We start from the raw sequence: 16076 nt of genomic DNA, 5'->3' as shown, positions 1-16076 counted from the left end.
CGAGATCGCTATCTCCTGAGGCACGCCGGAGTATAGAAATCGCTCACAGGGGATAGCCTTATATCTATAAGTTCATACTCGTAGTGGACACCGGGCATATCCAAGGCGTTGTTCATAGCCATCTTGTCCTTGCCGATGAAGACAACGTACTGCTTTATTATGACCTCGTGCACCGAATAGAGATGGACAAAGTACCGCAGCATCCTCTTTAGCATCTTCGAATCATTGATACTCTGAATCTCAGCGTGTGCGATAAAGAACGGTTCATCACGGTTTTCCACCTTGATGACAAAATCCGCCTCCCGCTCGTCCGTTAGTTGCGTTATGACGTTGAGTTTGCTGATCTTATCGGCCTTAATACCCAAGACCTTTTCTATCAGGGGTTGCTCGATCTTTTCAAGAAGCTCCTTCATGAGCTTGTCGTAGCTCCCTGGACCTGTCGGTGTATCCATAACTATTATTATACTATACCGGGGAAGAAATTACCGAAAAATCTTAGATTGCTGATATTTGCAACCGGAGTGCTACCCATTCACTTTAAAAAAACGCCTGAAGCATGATGGCGATACCAGCCCCAAACGGACGGAGGGACTACCACGGAAAAGGGATAAAGCCTTCTCTGATAAATCCTGTAAATCCTCTAATCCGTTAAATCAAGGTTCAGACATCTGCTCCATGTCACATATCAGGCCATACAGCAAAGACTTACATCATCCGACGTGCAAACCCTGCCAGCGACCCCACAAGAAATACCCTGAGGAAATGCACACCAAGCAGGACAATTATGGGGGAGACATCCATGGGGCCAAGGAGACCTATCTTACTCCTGATCGGTCTATAGAGCGGTTCTGTTATCGAACGCAGAAACCTCACAACCGGATTGTATGGGTCGGGGTTTACCCAACTGATCAGGGCCGAAATTATCACAACCCACGTGTAGGCCCCCAGCAACATATCAAGGAGCTGGGCAACCGCTAATAATAAATTTCCCATTACAAACACTACAGCCTCCCCTTTGTTGTCGCTATCGTTGCCGGCCTACGCACAGAGCATCGCCTGTCGGATGGTCTGTGCCTTTTGGCTGCCCTTAAATATCTCAACAAGTTCGAGGGCAAAATCTATGGCGGTCCCTGGGCCCTGACTGGTAATCACGGTGCCATCCCTGACGACCCGCTTGTCCTTTACCACCTCTGCCGCCTTCAGCCTTTCCTGGAACGTTGGATAGCTTGTCGCCCTTTTACCGGAGAGCACACCGGCCTCCGACAGCACGTAGGGGGCGGCACATATGGCGGCGATATACTTGCCCCGTTCGTTCATGGCCCTGACTATGCGCACAACACGTTCGTCCTTGGCCAAATTATCGGTGCCGGGTTGACCACCTGGAAGCACCACCATATCAAACCGTTCTATGTCTACATCCTTGAGTTGCATATCGGGGACTATCTTTATGCGCCTTGCGCTTGTCACCACACCATCGCCAAGACCAGCCGTGACGATATCTATCTCAGCACGTCTGAGAACATCAACGATCGTAACCGCTTCCAGCTCCTCAAAACCCTCTGCCAGTAGCAATAAGACCCTTTCCATTGTCAACCTCCAAATTTTATGCTTACAAAGCTATATCCAAATGCACGCAATACTCATTGCACAACTGCTGTATTATAATAATTACCAACAACTTAAGTAAACAACAATTACATCAGACCAGCAGGACTAATTATAATATAAGGGGGGTAAGTTTTATTGTACTCTTTTTTTTCGTATGAGCAGCGTTGGCAATAGGGCCACGGTCAGGTAGTAGCAGAACTCCACCACGTAGCTGTAACGTATGTAGGCCACCGACACCAGACTGCCAAGCAGTGCCGAAAGCACAGGCACACTGCCAATCACCACGACGATCAGTGACGGTGCATCAGAGAACCCGCCCTTGCACAAGGCATAGATGCCGTAGGAAAATGCAAGGAGGTACAGTATCACCCAGACGATATTCTTAAACAGTAGCTTATGATATCTCAGATACGACGTGCTGAGGGATTGAAACCCCGTTTCTTTGAGGCGGACAAGGAGGAGTTCGAGCTTGACGCCGGCCCCCTGCTTGCCCAGGAGCATCGCGTAGAAAGGGTGTTTGGGTGGAAAGGGGTCTGCGTACTCGTTGAGGGTCTGCCTGATGATGGCGGCGTTTTGTGAGGTGGTTGCCGTTTTCATGGTGTTGTAGTGTGAGATGAGCGTATAGATATTGTATCGGATCACGGAATTGTAGATGTCCTCTTTGGCCGTAAGACCGGCCTCGTCCTCTCCGACATTCAGGAAGTAGTATAGAAACATAGTCCCTGCAAACTTTGCATACAAGAGCGGGTGTGCCCTTATTGAAGTGCGTGCAATGTCGTTCATGTATGGATAGAGGCCCATCAGTGGGGTAGCGGTACCCGGGGATGGTTGCAGGATGTTTTTTAGTTCGAGCGTGACAGCCAGGTTCTGTGGATAGACGGCAAAAAAGGCGTCGTGCAGTTCCCTGACGTTCCAGGAGTTGTTGATGGTGTCCCTGGCGTTGGGAGGTATCCGTGGTGCGACGCTATCGGTAAAGGCCTTGCCGACCTGCGGCGGGAGGCCCTTGGGGGTCTCCATAAATGGCATCGTTACGGCAAAGATGTTGTTGGCCCCAAATGGGGATAGCGTAAATGAGCCAATGGTGCAGAGGTTGTACGTGGCCAGGGACAATATCATCAGGACAAAGGGGGTGACAAAGGCCAGAGCCGACCTCATGAGATAGGAGTTCTTTATGATATAGGCAGTAGTCAAAGACATGGGGATAACCAAAAACAATCCACTTGGTCGTATCCAGACGGTATAGCCCATCAGGAGGGATGTCATGCCCCAGCAGAGGGCATTTCTGCCGTGCAGTGCGTGTATCAGACATGCCAGGGACATTATTAAAAAGCTGATGTACAGGCTTTCCGTCATGTACGTTGTCTCAGACCATACGAAGGTGATAGTATTGGAGGCGGCTATTAGTGCCAGGGCTGTCCACAGGGCTGTCCGTGCACCAAAATGCCTGAAGGTCACGTAGACAAACAACAGCATTGCCCCCAAACAGACCAGGCTCTGGGCCATGGCCAACGACAGATTCGTACCCGTAAAGAGCTTAAACACCAGCGCAATAAACAACGGGTATCCCGGCGTGCGGTGGTCAAACTGCGGCAACACACCCTCAAGGATGTTGAAGGCCAACTTTGAGTATGTCCAGCTATCGGGGGTAAGCGTTACCATGGGGTAGTACAGGTAAAACGGCAATCTCGTCAGGAGAAAGGGTACAATAACAACCAACGATATCAGCGATATTTGATACCCTTTCCCTATGTCACGAGTGTAATCCCGCACGTTAAGAGCAGAAGAGAAAGAAGGGGGCGGCTCTGCCCCCCCTTAGACTCACCTGCAAGGGGAGGGGCGAGGCGCAATCTTGTCGCAGCGGGTCGCACCCGTCCCGGCCACGAAGAAGTCCCCTTGACCCCTTCTTAACATGGGGGTGATTATACATGGTCTTGCACGGAACTATTACGCCAGTTGTTTAGCGGCGGCTAGGGCCTTGTCGTAGTCCGGATGGTTTGTGATTTCGGGGACTACCTCGACGTATTTGATGGTGTCGGTCTTGTCAATTACAAAGATTGCACGACTGAGCAGTCTTAACTCCTGGATGACAACGCCATAGGCCATACCAAAAGAGGCGTCCTTGTGGTCGGAAAGGGTTATGGCGTTTTGGATACCGGCGTGTGTGCAGAATCTGGCGTTTGCAAATGGCAGGTCCATGCTGATGTTTATGACGACGACGTCTTTTGAGAGCTTTGCGGCCTCCTCGTTGAACTTCCTCAGTTGCATGTCGCACACGGGAGTATCAAGCGATGGTGTTACGCTTATGACCTTGACCTTTCCAGCGTAGTTTTTTAGTCCTACCGGGCCTAAGCCGTTATCGAGGGCTGTAAAATCCGGTGCCTTATCCCCCACTTTTACCTCGGAGCCAACGAGGGTTAATCCGTTACCTTGAAATGTAATCACACCTTTTCTTTCCATGTCTTGGGCCTCCTGTTTTTTTCTAAGATTTAGAGAGCAAATTATATCTTAAAATATAATTGTATTAGTGTATCATATGTCACTAATTTTTGTCAATAAGTCGAATTGCCTCATCTAAAATCTATACGAAATTATATAAACCTCATATAACAACATTAAAGGATGCAACCTGACGCCACCAAAAATTTATGCACCCAGGCAATTCGTGTACTTGACATATCTTCCGCGTAGCGTTAAAATAGAGGCAGTGCTAAAGTTTGTAGATTGGCTAGACAGATACAAGACAACGATGAGATTTTATTGGGATCGGAAAACGGAAGGAGTATGCTAAGAAGGGTACTGATCACTGGTATCACAGGACAGGATGGCAGTTACCTGGCAGAGTTGTTGCTGGATAAGGGCTACGAGGTGCATGGCTTCGTAAGACGTTCAAGTACCACAAACACAAGTCGCATAGACCACTTGATAGACAATCCTAAGATATACGACAGGAAGCTGTATCTGCACCATGCCGACCTCAACGACGGTGGCCTGATAACCAAGCTGGTCAGAAAGATAGGTCCCTGTGAGGTCTACAACCTTGCAGCCCAGAGTCACGTGCGGGTCAGCTTTGAGATACCCGAGTACACTGGAGATATAACCGGCCTGGGGACAGTACGAGTCCTTGAGGCATTAAAGACCGTTGCCTTCGATGCCAAATTTTATCAGGCATCTTCTTCCGAGCTTTTTGGCAAGGGTGCTGAGGTTCCACAAAAAGAGACGACCCCGTTTTATCCAAGCTCCCCTTACGCCTGTGCCAAGGCCTACTCATTCTGGATAACGGTCAACTACAGGGAAGGCTATGGACTCTTTGCCTGTAACGGCATCCTGTTCAACCACGAATCGCCCAGACGGGGAGAAACCTTTGTAACACGCAAGATAACACGGACCATGTCCAGGATAAAACTGGGCCTGGAAGACAGACTCTACCTCGGTAACATGGATGCCAAAAGGGACTGGGGCTACGCCAAGGACTACGTAGAGGCCATGTGGATGATGCTGCAACACGACGAACCAGACGACTATTGCATTGCCACAGGTGAGACACATTCGGTGCGTGAGTTCGTTGAGCTTACGGCAGAATACCTGGATATGAGACTCGCATGGGAAGGCGTTGGCATAAATGAAAAGGCTATCGACAGAAACACCGGAGAGGTCGTCGTCGAAATAGACCCGCGATACTTCAGACCCGTCGATGTAGATAACCTCATAGGTGACGCCTCCAAGGCAAAGGCAAAGATAAACTGGCAACCAAAGGTCAAATTCAAAGAACTGGTGGAGATCATGACACAGGCAGACTATGACAGGGAAATTGCCCTGATCAAAAAAACTGCATCTGCAGATAGCTCATCAGGCGGTTGACTCTACTTTATCAAGGGAGACTTAAACGGGTAATGATCAACAAGAATTCAAAGATATATATTGCCGGTCATACCGGTTTGGTTGGTTCGGCGGTGGTACGCAGATACCAATGTGATGGCTACACGAACCTCATACTAAAGACCAGGGGCGAGGTAGACCTGCTCAACCAGCAAATGGTACGGGACTTCTTCATGGCAGAGAGGCCGGAATTTGTCATCCTGTGTGCCGCCAAGGTCGGGGGGATCAAGCATAACATGACATTTTCAGCCGATTTTACCTATGAAAATCTCCAGATACAAAACAACGTCATATGGCAGGCACACCTCAGCGGAGTGAAGAAGTTGCTCTTTTTAGGCAGTGCCTGTATCTATCCACGCCTCTGCCCGCAACCAATCAGCGAAGACTACCTCATGGAGGGTAAGCTCGAACCCACAAACGAAGGCTACGCTATAGCCAAGATCGCCGGCATAAAACTCTGTGAAAAAATATATGAACAATACCACAAGACCTTCATCTCCTGTATGCCAACCAACACATACGGTGAAAACGACAACTTCGACCCCGACTCCTCCCACGTCATCTCTGCTCTGATCAGAAAGATGCACGAGGCAAAGGTCAACAACCTCCCTGAGATAACCCTGTGGGGGTCAGGCTCCGCACAACGTGAGTTCATCTATGTTGACGACCTGGCCGACGCCATCTTCTGGATAATGCAAAACTACAACGAAAAACCCTTCCTAAACATTGGCACAGGCAAAGACCTGCCTATCAGGGAGCTGGCCGTCAAGATCAAGGAAACCGTTGGCTACAAAGGCATCATCTCCTATGACTACACCATACCGGATGGTATGCCAAAGAGGCTCATGGACGTCAGCAAACTAAACAAACTGGGCTGGCATCACTCGATCTCACTCGATGAAGGATTGAAGAAGATATATGACTTCTACCTCAGAAAGTACTGCTCCTAAGCAACCCTAGTGCCCTTTGCGCCAATTGATACGGCCAGTGCCGCGGTACAACTGCTCCTTGTGGCGGCGTTGATGGCTGTGTCTTTGGGCCGCCGGCAGAGGCTTCTGATAAACGTCTCGTTTGTGCTGGCGGCAGGTGCCTCACTCCTGCTGCTGATAGCCGGGTGGTGGACGGTCAACGGAGGGATAACGGGCAAGATCACCCTGCTGATGGGACTACCGGGGCTAAACTTCCACATGAGACTTGACCCGCTGGCAGGCTTTTTTCTTACGGTTATCGGATTGCTGTCCTTCTTTGTGTCGTTGTACTCCATCGGTTACGTCAAGGGATACCTGGGGCAGAGGTCTGTGACGACCCTTGTGGTGTTTTACTGCCTCTTCCTGGCGGGCATGTCGCTTGTGGTGATGGCCGATGACGCCGTGTTTTTCCTGATCTGCTGGGAAGTGATGGCGGCTGCCTCGTACTTTCTGGTGATGTTTGAGGATGAACACCCACAAAACAGACGGGCTGCTCTGCTTTACATTATAGTTGCAGTGGCGGGGGCGGCCTGTATTCTGCTGTCTTTTGGCGTCATGGCAAGCAACGCCACCGGATATGACGGTGTTGCCGTGTATACGTTTGATGCAATGCGTAATGCACGATTATCTTCCGGTATGGCAGCGGTGGCATTTTTTCTGGCGTTTACGGGTTTTGCGGCCAAGGCCGGGGTGATCCCCCTGCACGCCTGGTTGCCGGAGGCACATCCGGTTGCACCGTCTAACGTCTCTGCGCTGATGAGCGGCGTTATGCTCAAGACGGCCATCTATGGGATATTGCGTGTGACCTTTGATCTCATCGGCAATTTTCCGTGGTGGTGGGGTGCCATCGTCTTGTCGCTGGGGCTGGTGTCGGCCGTGATGGGCGTGCTGTATGCGGTGATGCAGGTGGACCTGAAACGGTTGCTTGCATACTCGTCGGTCGAAAATGTAGGCATAATCCTGATTGGCATAGGGTTGGCCATGATCTTTAAGTCGTACCAACTGCCCATGCTGGCCGGCATAGCCCTGATCGCAAGCCTGTATCACACGATAAACCACGCCGTATTTAAGGGACTGCTGTTTATGGGCGCCGGGGCTGTAGTGCATAGCACCGGACAACGCAACATGGATGCAATGGGCGGGCTTATACACAGGATGCCCTGGACGGCTGCCGTGTTTCTGGTGGGTTGTGCGTCTATATCGGCACTGCCGCCGCTAAATGGCTTTGTATCGGAGTGGCTTACGTTTCAGGCATTTCTGCTGTCGCCATCCCTGCCCAACACGCTCTTGAAACTCCTGATCCCCATGGGGGCGGCACTCCTGGCCCTTACCAGTGCCTTAGCCGGGGCGTGCTTTGTAAAGGCCTTTGGGGTTACGTTTTTGGGGCATTACCGTGGACAACACATAGAACACGTACACGACGCAAACCGCCCCATGCTTATAGCTATGACACTGACTGCTGCGGCATGTCTCGTCCTCGGCGTATTGCCAACCTTTACCATCGCATGGCTAAACCCTGTAGCGCAAGCGTTGACCTCCGCCACGATTGCAACGTCGTCGCCCAATGGGGTCGGCGACCCCTGGCTTAACATCGCACCGGCATGGCTGTGGCTCATCCCGCTGCAACCACAACGGGCGTCATACTCAGGGCCAATTGTCTTTATCGGCATATTTTTCATCGTCATGGTAACGTATCTGCTCCTGCACGTCCGGCACAACAAGCTCAAACGGGTGCCAATCTGGGACTGCGGTTTCGAAAAACTAACCGCCTCCATGCAGTACAACGCAACGTCATTTTCGATGCCCATACGTCGCATTTTTGGTTTCCTCTTCAGCATCAGGGAACGCTTCAGGCTAACCGCACATGCCGCAAACAAGGTATTTCCGCAGAGGTTTCACTACCACCTGCGCATCAGTGACCTGTTTTGGGTGTGGCTGTACAGGCCCGTGATTGATGCGGCCTTCTATCTGGCAAGGAGGGTCGGTATGCTGCAACTGGGACGCATACAGGTCTACCTGATCTACTCCTTTGTTGTCATCCTGGCGCTGTTGGTGTTTCTGCGATGAGGGTATAAAGACTCTTGTTACCCATGAAAGATTTATGCACCCGGTCAGGCATTGTTTTACATGAGGCAATTCGTCCTCTCGACAACTTTAGCATACTATGTATAAACTATAATATAGTATATAGTCCCTCACGTTCTGCAATAAAGATGGATGTGAGATTTTTATATTCCCCCTCGTTCAGTTAGTCTGGATAGATTGTCAGTCTAATCTGGATGAGGGCTAAAAAAAACGCCACCATTTTTTTATGCACCCCTCCACCCCGAAGCCCTTGACAATTTGAGTATATGGTGTATAGACTATAAACAGTATGGAAACGCAGACATTAGACAGAGACTTTGACTTGACAGAGATAATCAATGGAGTGGAAGTTATGGGGCCTAGTCCGTTTAGGAAGCATCAGAACATTGTCCTGAATCTATCTGACATAATAAGTCCTTATGTTAGAAAAAATAAGTTAGGGAGGTTGCACCTTTCCCCACTTAGCGTTATCCTGAGAGAGAACGAGCAAGAAATACAGCCTGACTTGTTGTTTGTAAGGAAAGAAAATATGGCAATAGCCCAGGACTATATACGTGGCGTGCCGGACATGGTTTGTGAGATCGTCTCTAAGGGGTCGGTTGGTAAAGACACCGTAACCAAGAAAAAGATATATGAAAGGTTTAGAGTCCCTGAATACTGGATTGTCTTTCCTGAGCTGGAGACTATCGAGGTCTTTACCATTGAAGGAGACGCATACGAGCTTTTTTCCATAGCCGAGGGTGAGGGTGTGGTTAAATCCAAGGTCATTGAGGGGCTGGAGATAGACATTGCCGACGTGTTTGGGGACTTCGCTTTTTAGGAGGTGTGATCTGCATCGTCTACATACCTCGATAATTTTTGTGAGCTTGGGGTTTGGCATGACCCTTGCGCTCATTCACATATAACACCCTTTTAGTAAAAATTTTTTCCCAAGCCCCTGTTTTTTCCGATCTCATGCTGCTTCGATTGGTAACTAAAAGCGGGTGTACTGCGCCATTTTTCCGCCAAGGTATACCGGGGAAAGTGGAAGACTTAAACTGGAGGATAGAGGGCGTAGGCGACTTCAACGGGGATGGCAAGAGCGACATCCTGTGGCAAAACTCAAGGACCGGCCAGGTCGCTATCTGACTGATGGACGGCATCTCCGTATCAAGCATGGGGTCGCCCATAACGATCTCTGATCTCAACTGGCACATCAAGCAGGTTGAAGACTTTAACAAGGACGGTAAGTATGACATCATCTGGCAAAACACGTCTTCTGAAGCGCTCTATCACTCAGTTGCTTTCATTTTCTCTTAAAATAGCCTCAATAGCTAACTTAACGTCAGGTATGACATTTTTAATCGTATCCCATACAAGCTCAAAATTAACCCCAAAATAGAAATGAATAAGTTTGTCCCTAAAACCAGCCATTTCTTTCCACGGTATTTGTGGGTATTTTATCCTGATTTCTTGGGTAATATGTTTTGTCGCTTCGCCTATTATCTCGAACTTTCTTATGACTGCACTGGAGGTTTTGTCATCATCTCTGAATTCTTCGTATCCAATACCGGTGACGAATCTCTCAATGGCTGTCATTGCATCAAGCATATCCTTTAAGTACAGAGAAGTCTTTCTCATACAGATACTTTTTCCATGAGAACTTCTTCCCTTATTTCTGCTCTGATGGCACTCTCGATAACCACATCCACAGACATTCCAAGGTGTTCTTCAAGAAACAGCGATAAACCTACATGGTCAATGAGAGTTGCTCCCTTGTCATACTCGACAAGCACATCAAGATCGCTATCGACAGTTTGGTGCCCGCGGACATATGAACCGAAAACACCCCTGATATCAGCCTTATACCTTTGTCTGATACCATCTTTAAGATTTTCGAGTGTCATCAAAATATCTTTCAGAGACATGATTATATATAGTATACTAAAATGACACGGTTTTTTTCAGGCATGATAATTGAGTGTGAAATAATGGGGTCAAGGGGGCTTCTTTCCGGCCGGGGCGCCTCGCCCCTCCCCTTGCAGGGGGTTCTGAAGGGGCCAGGAGCGTCCTGGAGCGAAAAAGAAGCGGAGCCGCCCCTTTCTTTCTTGTATGCAAGCAAGTTTGATGCCCTAAAAAACTCGAATCCGATCAGTATATAGCAGATTTACCGTGAAAATATCCCTGCTTTTGGCTGGGATTGCACGCAATCGAAACTCGCTATAAATGCGATTGCCCTGATTCGATGTCTTGCTTTTTCCACTTGCTTAACTGTAGAATTTATATTATGAGGTTTTTTTTTCCGATGGTCATAGAGGCCATGCAGTTGGTAATCTTGCTTGTTGGGGCGCCGATATTTGTGGGTTGGGTTCGGATGCTCAAGTGCTGGAGTCAAGGGCGCTCTTCAGCAGGACTGTTGCAGCCCTACAGGGAGATACTGAAGCTATTTGCCAAGGACGTCGTCATTGCCGAAAACGCCTCGTGGATATTTCGTTTTACGCCGTATCTCGTTTTTGGCGTGGCGGTGTTGCCGGGGGGAATAATCCCGATGCTGTGTGCAGACCTCCCGCTGGCAGCCACGGCTGATGTCATTGTACTGGTGGCGTTTTTTACGATAGCGCGATTCTTCACGGCCCTTGCCGCAATGGACATAGGTACGGCCTTTGGTGGCATGGGGGCAAGCCGGGAGATGACAATCGCATCGTTGAGCGAGCCGGCCATGCTCATGTCTATCTTCACCGTTTCGCTGGCAAGCAAGTCAACGTCGCTTGCGCAGATGGTACAGTCTGTGGCTGATACGCAGTTTATGCTGAGGCCGTCGATTGTGTTTGCCTTTTTGGCATTTGTGATGGTTGCCCTGGCAGAGACGGGGCGAGTTCCAGTGGACAACCCCTCAACACACCTGGAACTCACGATGGTACACGAGGCGATGATCCTGGAGTACTCGGGCAGGCATCTGGCGTTGCTGGAGTGGGCCAAGATGATGAAGCTCTTTTTGTTTGTGATGCTTGCCACGTCGTTGTTCTTTCCTTGGGGTATAGCGCACACAGCCGATGTCAAGGCAGTGTTGATGACCTTTGTGCTGATGGTTATCAAGTTGGCAGTCGTAGGGGTTGGGTTGATACTCATCGAGGTTGGATTGGCAAAGATGCGACTGTTTCGCTTGACGGAGTTTCTCGGCAGCAGCTTCCTCCTGGCAACCATGGGAATGTTGTCGTTCTACATACTTGAGTAAATAGTTACCGTTTAGACCAAACCTGCCTAGTTGTTAAGGATTCTTTAACAACTGAGACAACAGGTGTTGTTTCGCTTAGATTTTAGATGAGGCAATTGGGGCGGTTGACTTTGGCTTGGAGGTGTGATAACATCTTGATTTGCTGTATAAGTTCTTAGGCATTATGCGGTAGAGTGAGGGGCTACCCCCTCCCCTTGCTGGGGGATTCTGAAGGGGGGCTGGCACCCATGCCACAAACCGCCCCTTTCTTTTTCAGGTTGCTTTCACTTGAACTTGTAGTGCTTTCTGACGGGTTCTTTGACGTCCCAGGTGCATGAGAGGCCCTCTGGGAAGGTCACGAAGTCGCCCTTTGCAAACTCCACCTCACCGCTGTCGGTTTTGACCACTACCCTGCCGGCAAGCAGATAGCACATCTCCGTGGAGTCGTAGGACCAGTCAAACGTTGAGACCTCTTTCTCCCATATAGGCCACTTGCTCACACCCATATCACTGAGTTCCTTGTCGGTTGGTTTTTTGATCTTTATTTCTGCCATGTATTGTCTCCTTTGTGTATTTAAGCTATTGCCCGATCAGATTGACGGCAATCTTCCGATTTCTGCGTCTGTTGTCAAAATCCGCCAACACCACCTGTTGCCAGGTTCCAAGCAACAGCGTTGCGTTGTCAAATGGTATTGTCAGAGACGGTCCTTGCAGGGCTGCCCTGACATGGCTAAAGCCGTTGCCATCCCCCCAGGTCTGATTGTGCGCGTACTGCTTGCCAAATGGCGCCAGCTTTTCATACAACTCCGTCATGTCTTTGATCAACCCCGATTCGTACTCAAACGTAGTAATGGCCGCCGTAGAGCCAACCACAAAGACCGTCATTACGCCCTTTGCCAAACCGGACTTGTCCAGGATGGCCTTTAAGTGCCCCGTGAGGTCGATCAGCTCACCATTGCCCCCGGTGCTCAGGGTGATATACTCGTTGATAATCTCCATAAACGACTCCTTCACTCTGTCAGGCGTCTAGCTGAACGACGTCTTGGGGAGGATGCCAATACCGGATTCATCGATGTGCATCCTGAACCTGTCCTTGTTTGGGTCAAAGCCCAGGGTTTCGGACTCCTTGATGACGTTGTGCTTGTCCACGATGACGTTTTTCAAGCGACTGCCCTTTTTGATATGGACGCTTTCCAGGATGATACAGTTTTCGACTTCGGCACCTTCCTCGATGATTACACCGCTGCGGATAATGGAATTGGTGATCGTAGCACCCTTGATGTAAACGCCGTCGGCAATGAAGCTGTTGTTGATCGAACCGCTGATTATCTTGGCCGGTGGCACCAGGGATAACTCCGGATGTATCGGCCAACCGGGATTGGATATGTCAAAGACCGGATACTCGCCAAGCATGTCCATGTTTGATGCCATAAACGCCTTGATGGTTCCTACGTCGCGCCAGTAGGCAACCTCTTCGTAGGGCTTTGTGCCCGGGACCTTGTTGAGCGAAAAATCGTACGCAAACAGGTTGACCTTGCCAACGAGACTTGGCAGGATGTAGCCGCCAAAGTCATGCTCGTTTTTTCTCTGAGCGTCGGCCAGGGACTCCAGAAGCACGTTAGTGTCAAATATATAGTTCCCCATAGAGATATATGCCTGAGTCGGATCGCCGGGCATATGGGATGGATTCTTGGGTTTTTCTTCAAAGCGCTCAATCAGGCCATTTGCTGCGGTCTTTATGACCCCAAACGCCGAAGCCTCGCCTATTGGCACGGGGCGTGCTGCCACGGAGACCTTTGCGTCATTGGCAATATGGAAGTCGAGCATCTGACTGACGTCCATCCTGTAGATGTGGTCGGCACCAAAGATAACCACATGGGTGGGATTAAACTGCTGAATGAGGTTGACGTTTTGCAGCACGGCATCCGACGTGCCCTGGAACCACTCCGTACCCTTACGCATCTGCGGCGGCACTATGGTTATGAACTGGTCACGCGACACCGACGTATGACTCCAGTTCTCCTGCACGTGCTTGATCAACGACTGCGACTTGTACTGCACCAGCATGTATATAGAGTACATCCCGGAATTAATGATGTTACTCAGGGCAAAGTCAATAATCCTGTACCTACCCCCAAAGGGCACTGAGGGCTTGGAACGAATCGCCGTCAACGGAAAGAGCCTTCTGCCCTCACCTCCTGCCAATATCAATGTCAAAACCTTTGGATGCATAAAAAGACCTCCTGTTTGCTTATTTTAAGGTTGATTGGCAATATTTACGTACGCCATTTGCAGATGGTACAACATGTCGGAGAGATGTTGTGCCTCAGAGTCGTCCAAATTCCCCTTAGTCTTTTCCTGTAGCATGGCAATTACGTCGATGAGGTACTTTGCCACTGCCATGTCCTTATAGGTCTGTCCCTGGTGGTCCTGCAACAGGCCCAAGCTAACCATCACATCCGTGCTGATGTTTGCCACGAAGTTTATAAAGCTGACCTCCGCAATTACATCGTGCTCACATTGGCCATCGTGCGCCTCGCCTCCACAGTGGCCAGTGTGCCCACCAGTGGCATATGCGTCCTCCTCGGAGGGGTGCATGTGTTGATGACAGACAGCCTCATGTCTTACCTCCTGCATGTGTTGTTCATCTCTCAGTGCCTCATCTTGCCTGAGTTTGCGTTTGTCTATAAACTCAAAGCCCTTTTCTTCGTCTCTGTCCATCGGTACCCCTCAATAATATATATAATAACTTAACCTAAGAATTATAACATAACATCTCACTTTATTATCTGCATGTGTCAAAAATTATCGTGTACCATAAAAAAATAAACGGCTTTGTCTTTTATGTTTCTGTGCAATAACTATAGAACGGACTAGGTCACATAACTTCCTTGGCTCTTTCTCAAAGTGAGTGGGTAATGGTACAATGAGGGTAAAACATGTAAGGAGAATAGAGTTATGGAAATGTTGGAGAATTTATTTGAGCAAGCACTAAATATACAGTTACCGTGGAAGGTAACATCTATAGATTTCAAGAAAGTGGAAAAGGTGATAGATATACATATTGATTTTACAAGAGGTAGTATATTCAAGTGTAGTAAGTGTGGAAACAATTCTAAAGCTTATGACACAACTGAAAAGAAATGGCGACATCTTAATTTTTTTGAATATGAGAGTTATATAATAGCAAGAGTACCAAGGACTGATTGTAATGAATGTGGAGTTTTACAGATAGAAATACCTTGGGCTCGTAGTGGTGCTGATTTTACATATTTATTTGATTCTCTAATGATGATTCTTTGTAGAGAAATGCCTGTAAACAAAGTGTCTCAAATTGTAAAAGAAGATGACAACAAACTATGGAGGCTCATGCATCATTACACAGAAGAAGCAAGAAAATTAGAAGATTACTCCAATGTAAAAGCAATAGGAGTAGACGAAACATCCAAAAAAAAGGGCATGATTATGTTACATTATTTGTGGATTTAGATGATAAAAAAACTATTTTTGTAACTGAGGGTAAAGGGGCCGAAACAGTTAAGCAATTCAAAGAAGATTTTGAAAATCACAATGGCATACCTGAAAACATAAAAGATGCCAGTATAGACATGTCACCTGCATTTATAAAAGGAATAGGAGAGGTTTTTCCAAATGCTGAAATAACTTTTGACAAGTTTCACATAATGAAGATAATAAACAATGCAGTAGATGAAGTAAGGAGAAATGAAGTAAAGGAACAAATTATACTTCGAGGTAAAAAGTATATATTTCTTAAAAATAGAGATGAATTAACAGAAACACAGAAGGAAGAATTGAAGAAAATAGAATTAATGCCGTATCTGAATTTACAAACTATAAGAGCATTTCATATACGTGAAAATTTTCAATCAATTTATACAGAACAGACACAAGAAGAATTTGAATTAAAACTACATAAGTGGTATTTTTGGGCAACTCATAGTCGCTTAAAGCCTATATATGAAGCAGCCAAAACAATAAAAAGGCATTGGTCAGGAGTAACGAGATGGTATGAAAGTAGAATAAACAATGGAATATTAGAAGGACTTAATAGTCTGGTACAGGCAGCTAAAGCAAAGGCAAGAGGTTATAAAACATTCAAAAACATAAAGACTATTATCTACATGCTAACAGGTAAGCTGGATTATACTAAGATTGGGCTACCCACTTGAAATGAAAAGGAACCTTTATTCTGAGATTAGTCTATCCCTTGTTTCTTCTCCTATGTTTGTTATATTATTCATATAGCCCTCCAGTGTTTTAGGTTTTTGTTCTAACTATATTCTAAAACATTTGTGAGGGCTAAAAAAACCGCCACTACTTTTTTT

The 16076-nt window shown here is 47.9% G+C and carries 19 protein-coding genes; 8 read left to right on the top strand and 11 right to left on the bottom strand.

All coding sequences use genetic code 11. The features are described 5' to 3' along the window. Positions 1-8: 8 nt before the first annotated feature. From Mcas_RS08115 to tpx, 5 genes are all read right to left on the bottom strand, one after another. Positions 9-452 carry an RpnC/YadD family protein gene (locus tag Mcas_RS08115; RefSeq protein ID WP_156033273.1) on the bottom strand — a complete coding sequence of 148 codons (444 nt, stop codon included), beginning with the start codon at positions 450-452 and terminating at the stop codon, positions 9-11. Between the two features lie 253 nt (positions 453-705). Further along, the gene (locus tag Mcas_RS08110) at positions 706-993 is read right to left on the bottom strand and encodes a YggT family protein (protein ID WP_235203300.1); all 288 of its coding nucleotides are present in this window, start codon (positions 991-993) and stop codon (positions 706-708) included. Between the two features lie 45 nt (positions 994-1038). After that, entirely contained in the window at positions 1039-1587 is a 549-nt protein-coding gene (locus Mcas_RS08105) for a DJ-1 family glyoxalase III (protein WP_040335029.1), read from the bottom strand. Positions 1588-1740: 153 nt separating this feature from the next. Next, on the bottom strand, positions 1741-3324 hold the full coding sequence (locus Mcas_RS08100; RefSeq protein ID WP_156033272.1) for an ArnT family glycosyltransferase: 1584 nt from the start codon (positions 3322-3324) through the stop codon (positions 1741-1743). A gap of 228 nt (positions 3325-3552) precedes the next feature. After that, positions 3553-4065, bottom strand: a complete 513-nt coding sequence (gene tpx, locus Mcas_RS08095) for a thiol peroxidase (RefSeq protein WP_040335027.1) — start codon at positions 4063-4065, stop codon at positions 3553-3555. A gap of 324 nt (positions 4066-4389) precedes the next feature. Here tpx and gmd point away from each other — a divergent pair, with 324 nt between their 5' ends. From gmd to Mcas_RS18485, 5 genes are all read left to right on the top strand, one after another. Then, complete coding sequence (gene gmd, locus Mcas_RS08090) at positions 4390-5466, top strand: GDP-mannose 4,6-dehydratase (protein ID WP_040335026.1); 1077 nt, start codon at positions 4390-4392, stop codon at positions 5464-5466. A 32-nt stretch (positions 5467-5498) separates the two neighbouring features. Then, positions 5499-6434: a GDP-L-fucose synthase family protein gene (locus tag Mcas_RS08085; RefSeq protein WP_156033271.1), complete on the top strand. Its 936-nt coding sequence runs from the start codon at positions 5499-5501 to the stop codon at positions 6432-6434. 9 nt (positions 6435-6443) lie between these two features. Further along, complete coding sequence (gene hyfB, locus Mcas_RS08080; RefSeq protein ID WP_052567026.1) at positions 6444-8519, top strand: hydrogenase 4 subunit B; 2076 nt, start codon at positions 6444-6446, stop codon at positions 8517-8519. Between the two features lie 307 nt (positions 8520-8826). Further along, positions 8827-9357 carry a Uma2 family endonuclease gene (locus Mcas_RS08075; RefSeq protein ID WP_040335025.1) on the top strand — a complete coding sequence of 177 codons (531 nt, stop codon included), beginning with the start codon at positions 8827-8829 and terminating at the stop codon, positions 9355-9357. Between the two features lie 203 nt (positions 9358-9560). Beyond that, positions 9561-9665, top strand: a complete 105-nt coding sequence (locus tag Mcas_RS18485) for an FG-GAP repeat protein (RefSeq protein WP_162176286.1) — start codon at positions 9561-9563, stop codon at positions 9663-9665. 147 nt (positions 9666-9812) lie between these two features. Here the strand turns inward: Mcas_RS18485 and Mcas_RS08065 are convergent, their stop codons facing one another. Both Mcas_RS08065 and Mcas_RS08060 read right to left on the bottom strand, forming a co-directional pair. After that, the gene (locus tag Mcas_RS08065) at positions 9813-10115 is read right to left on the bottom strand and encodes a HepT-like ribonuclease domain-containing protein (RefSeq protein WP_235203292.1); all 303 of its coding nucleotides are present in this window, start codon (positions 10113-10115) and stop codon (positions 9813-9815) included. 38 nt (positions 10116-10153) lie between these two features. After that, a complete protein-coding gene (locus Mcas_RS08060; RefSeq protein ID WP_040335022.1) occupies positions 10154-10444 on the bottom strand; it encodes a nucleotidyltransferase family protein in 291 nt (96 codons plus the stop codon). A 359-nt stretch (positions 10445-10803) separates the two neighbouring features. Here Mcas_RS08060 and Mcas_RS08050 point away from each other — a divergent pair, with 359 nt between their 5' ends. After that, positions 10804-11751: a respiratory chain complex I subunit 1 family protein gene (locus Mcas_RS08050; protein ID WP_081853709.1), complete on the top strand. Its 948-nt coding sequence runs from the start codon at positions 10804-10806 to the stop codon at positions 11749-11751. Between the two features lie 263 nt (positions 11752-12014). On the opposite strand, the gene Mcas_RS08045 is transcribed toward Mcas_RS08050, so the two are convergent. From Mcas_RS08045 to Mcas_RS16595, 4 genes are read right to left on the bottom strand one after another with little or no spacing between them, the layout of a single operon-like run. Next, on the bottom strand, positions 12015-12284 hold the full coding sequence (locus tag Mcas_RS08045) for a cupin domain-containing protein (protein ID WP_040335019.1): 270 nt from the start codon (positions 12282-12284) through the stop codon (positions 12015-12017). A 25-nt stretch (positions 12285-12309) separates the two neighbouring features. Next, entirely contained in the window at positions 12310-12729 is a 420-nt protein-coding gene (locus Mcas_RS08040; RefSeq protein WP_040335018.1) for a secondary thiamine-phosphate synthase enzyme YjbQ, read from the bottom strand. Between the two features lie 27 nt (positions 12730-12756). Further along, the gene (locus tag Mcas_RS08035) at positions 12757-13962 is read right to left on the bottom strand and encodes a glucose-1-phosphate adenylyltransferase (RefSeq protein ID WP_040335017.1); all 1206 of its coding nucleotides are present in this window, start codon (positions 13960-13962) and stop codon (positions 12757-12759) included. Between the two features lie 24 nt (positions 13963-13986). After that, entirely contained in the window at positions 13987-14451 is a 465-nt protein-coding gene (locus Mcas_RS16595) for a DUF1844 domain-containing protein (protein ID WP_052567024.1), read from the bottom strand. Positions 14452-14688: 237 nt separating this feature from the next. On the opposite strand from Mcas_RS16595, the gene Mcas_RS18700 reads away from it, so the two are divergent. Continuing rightward, entirely contained in the window at positions 14689-15219 is a 531-nt protein-coding gene (locus Mcas_RS18700; RefSeq protein ID WP_200873662.1) for a helix-turn-helix domain-containing protein, read from the top strand. After that, on the top strand, positions 15210-15920 hold the full coding sequence (locus Mcas_RS18695) for an ISL3 family transposase (protein WP_200873661.1): 711 nt from the start codon (positions 15210-15212) through the stop codon (positions 15918-15920). Before Mcas_RS18700 ends, Mcas_RS18695 begins: the two co-directional genes overlap by 10 nt. Positions 15921-16076 lie beyond the last annotated feature (156 nt).

This window comes from Candidatus Magnetobacterium casense (assembly GCF_000714715.1).
GTDB classification, from domain to species: domain Bacteria; phylum Nitrospirota; class Thermodesulfovibrionia; order Thermodesulfovibrionales; family Magnetobacteriaceae; genus Magnetobacterium; species Magnetobacterium casense.
Note: the sequence above shows the minus strand (reverse complement) of the source record. Positions and strands in the feature narration are given on the sequence as shown.

What these genes read in the sequence shown, in the direction of transcription:
- Mcas_RS08115 (WP_156033273.1), bottom strand. Translation starts at nt 452, where the DNA reads ATGGATACACCGACAGGTCCAGGGAGCTACGACAAGCTCATGAAGGAG.
- Mcas_RS08110 (WP_235203300.1), bottom strand. Translation starts at nt 993, where the DNA reads ATGGGAAATTTATTATTAGCGGTTGCCCAGCTCCTTGATATGTTGCTG.
- Mcas_RS08105 (WP_040335029.1), bottom strand. Translation starts at nt 1,587, where the DNA reads ATGGAAAGGGTCTTATTGCTACTGGCAGAGGGTTTTGAGGAGCTGGAA.
- tpx (WP_040335027.1), bottom strand. Translation starts at nt 4,065, where the DNA reads ATGGAAAGAAAAGGTGTGATTACATTTCAAGGTAACGGATTAACCCTC.
- gmd (WP_040335026.1), top strand. Translation starts at nt 4,390, where the DNA reads ATGCTAAGAAGGGTACTGATCACTGGTATCACAGGACAGGATGGCAGT.
- Mcas_RS08085 (WP_156033271.1), top strand. Translation starts at nt 5,499, where the DNA reads ATGATCAACAAGAATTCAAAGATATATATTGCCGGTCATACCGGTTTG.
- Mcas_RS08075 (WP_040335025.1), top strand. Translation starts at nt 8,827, where the DNA reads ATGGAAACGCAGACATTAGACAGAGACTTTGACTTGACAGAGATAATC.
- Mcas_RS08065 (WP_235203292.1), bottom strand. Translation starts at nt 10,115, where the DNA reads ATGACAGCCATTGAGAGATTCGTCACCGGTATTGGATACGAAGAATTC.
- Mcas_RS08060 (WP_040335022.1), bottom strand. Translation starts at nt 10,444, where the DNA reads ATGTCTCTGAAAGATATTTTGATGACACTCGAAAATCTTAAAGATGGT.
- Mcas_RS08050 (WP_081853709.1), top strand. Translation starts at nt 10,804, where the DNA reads ATGAGGTTTTTTTTTCCGATGGTCATAGAGGCCATGCAGTTGGTAATC.
- Mcas_RS08045 (WP_040335019.1), bottom strand. Translation starts at nt 12,284, where the DNA reads ATGGCAGAAATAAAGATCAAAAAACCAACCGACAAGGAACTCAGTGAT.
- Mcas_RS08040 (WP_040335018.1), bottom strand. Translation starts at nt 12,729, where the DNA reads ATGGAGATTATCAACGAGTATATCACCCTGAGCACCGGGGGCAATGGT.
- Mcas_RS08035 (WP_040335017.1), bottom strand. Translation starts at nt 13,962, where the DNA reads ATGCATCCAAAGGTTTTGACATTGATATTGGCAGGAGGTGAGGGCAGA.
- Mcas_RS16595 (WP_052567024.1), bottom strand. Translation starts at nt 14,451, where the DNA reads ATGGACAGAGACGAAGAAAAGGGCTTTGAGTTTATAGACAAACGCAAA.
- Mcas_RS18700 (WP_200873662.1), top strand. Translation starts at nt 14,689, where the DNA reads ATGGAAATGTTGGAGAATTTATTTGAGCAAGCACTAAATATACAGTTA.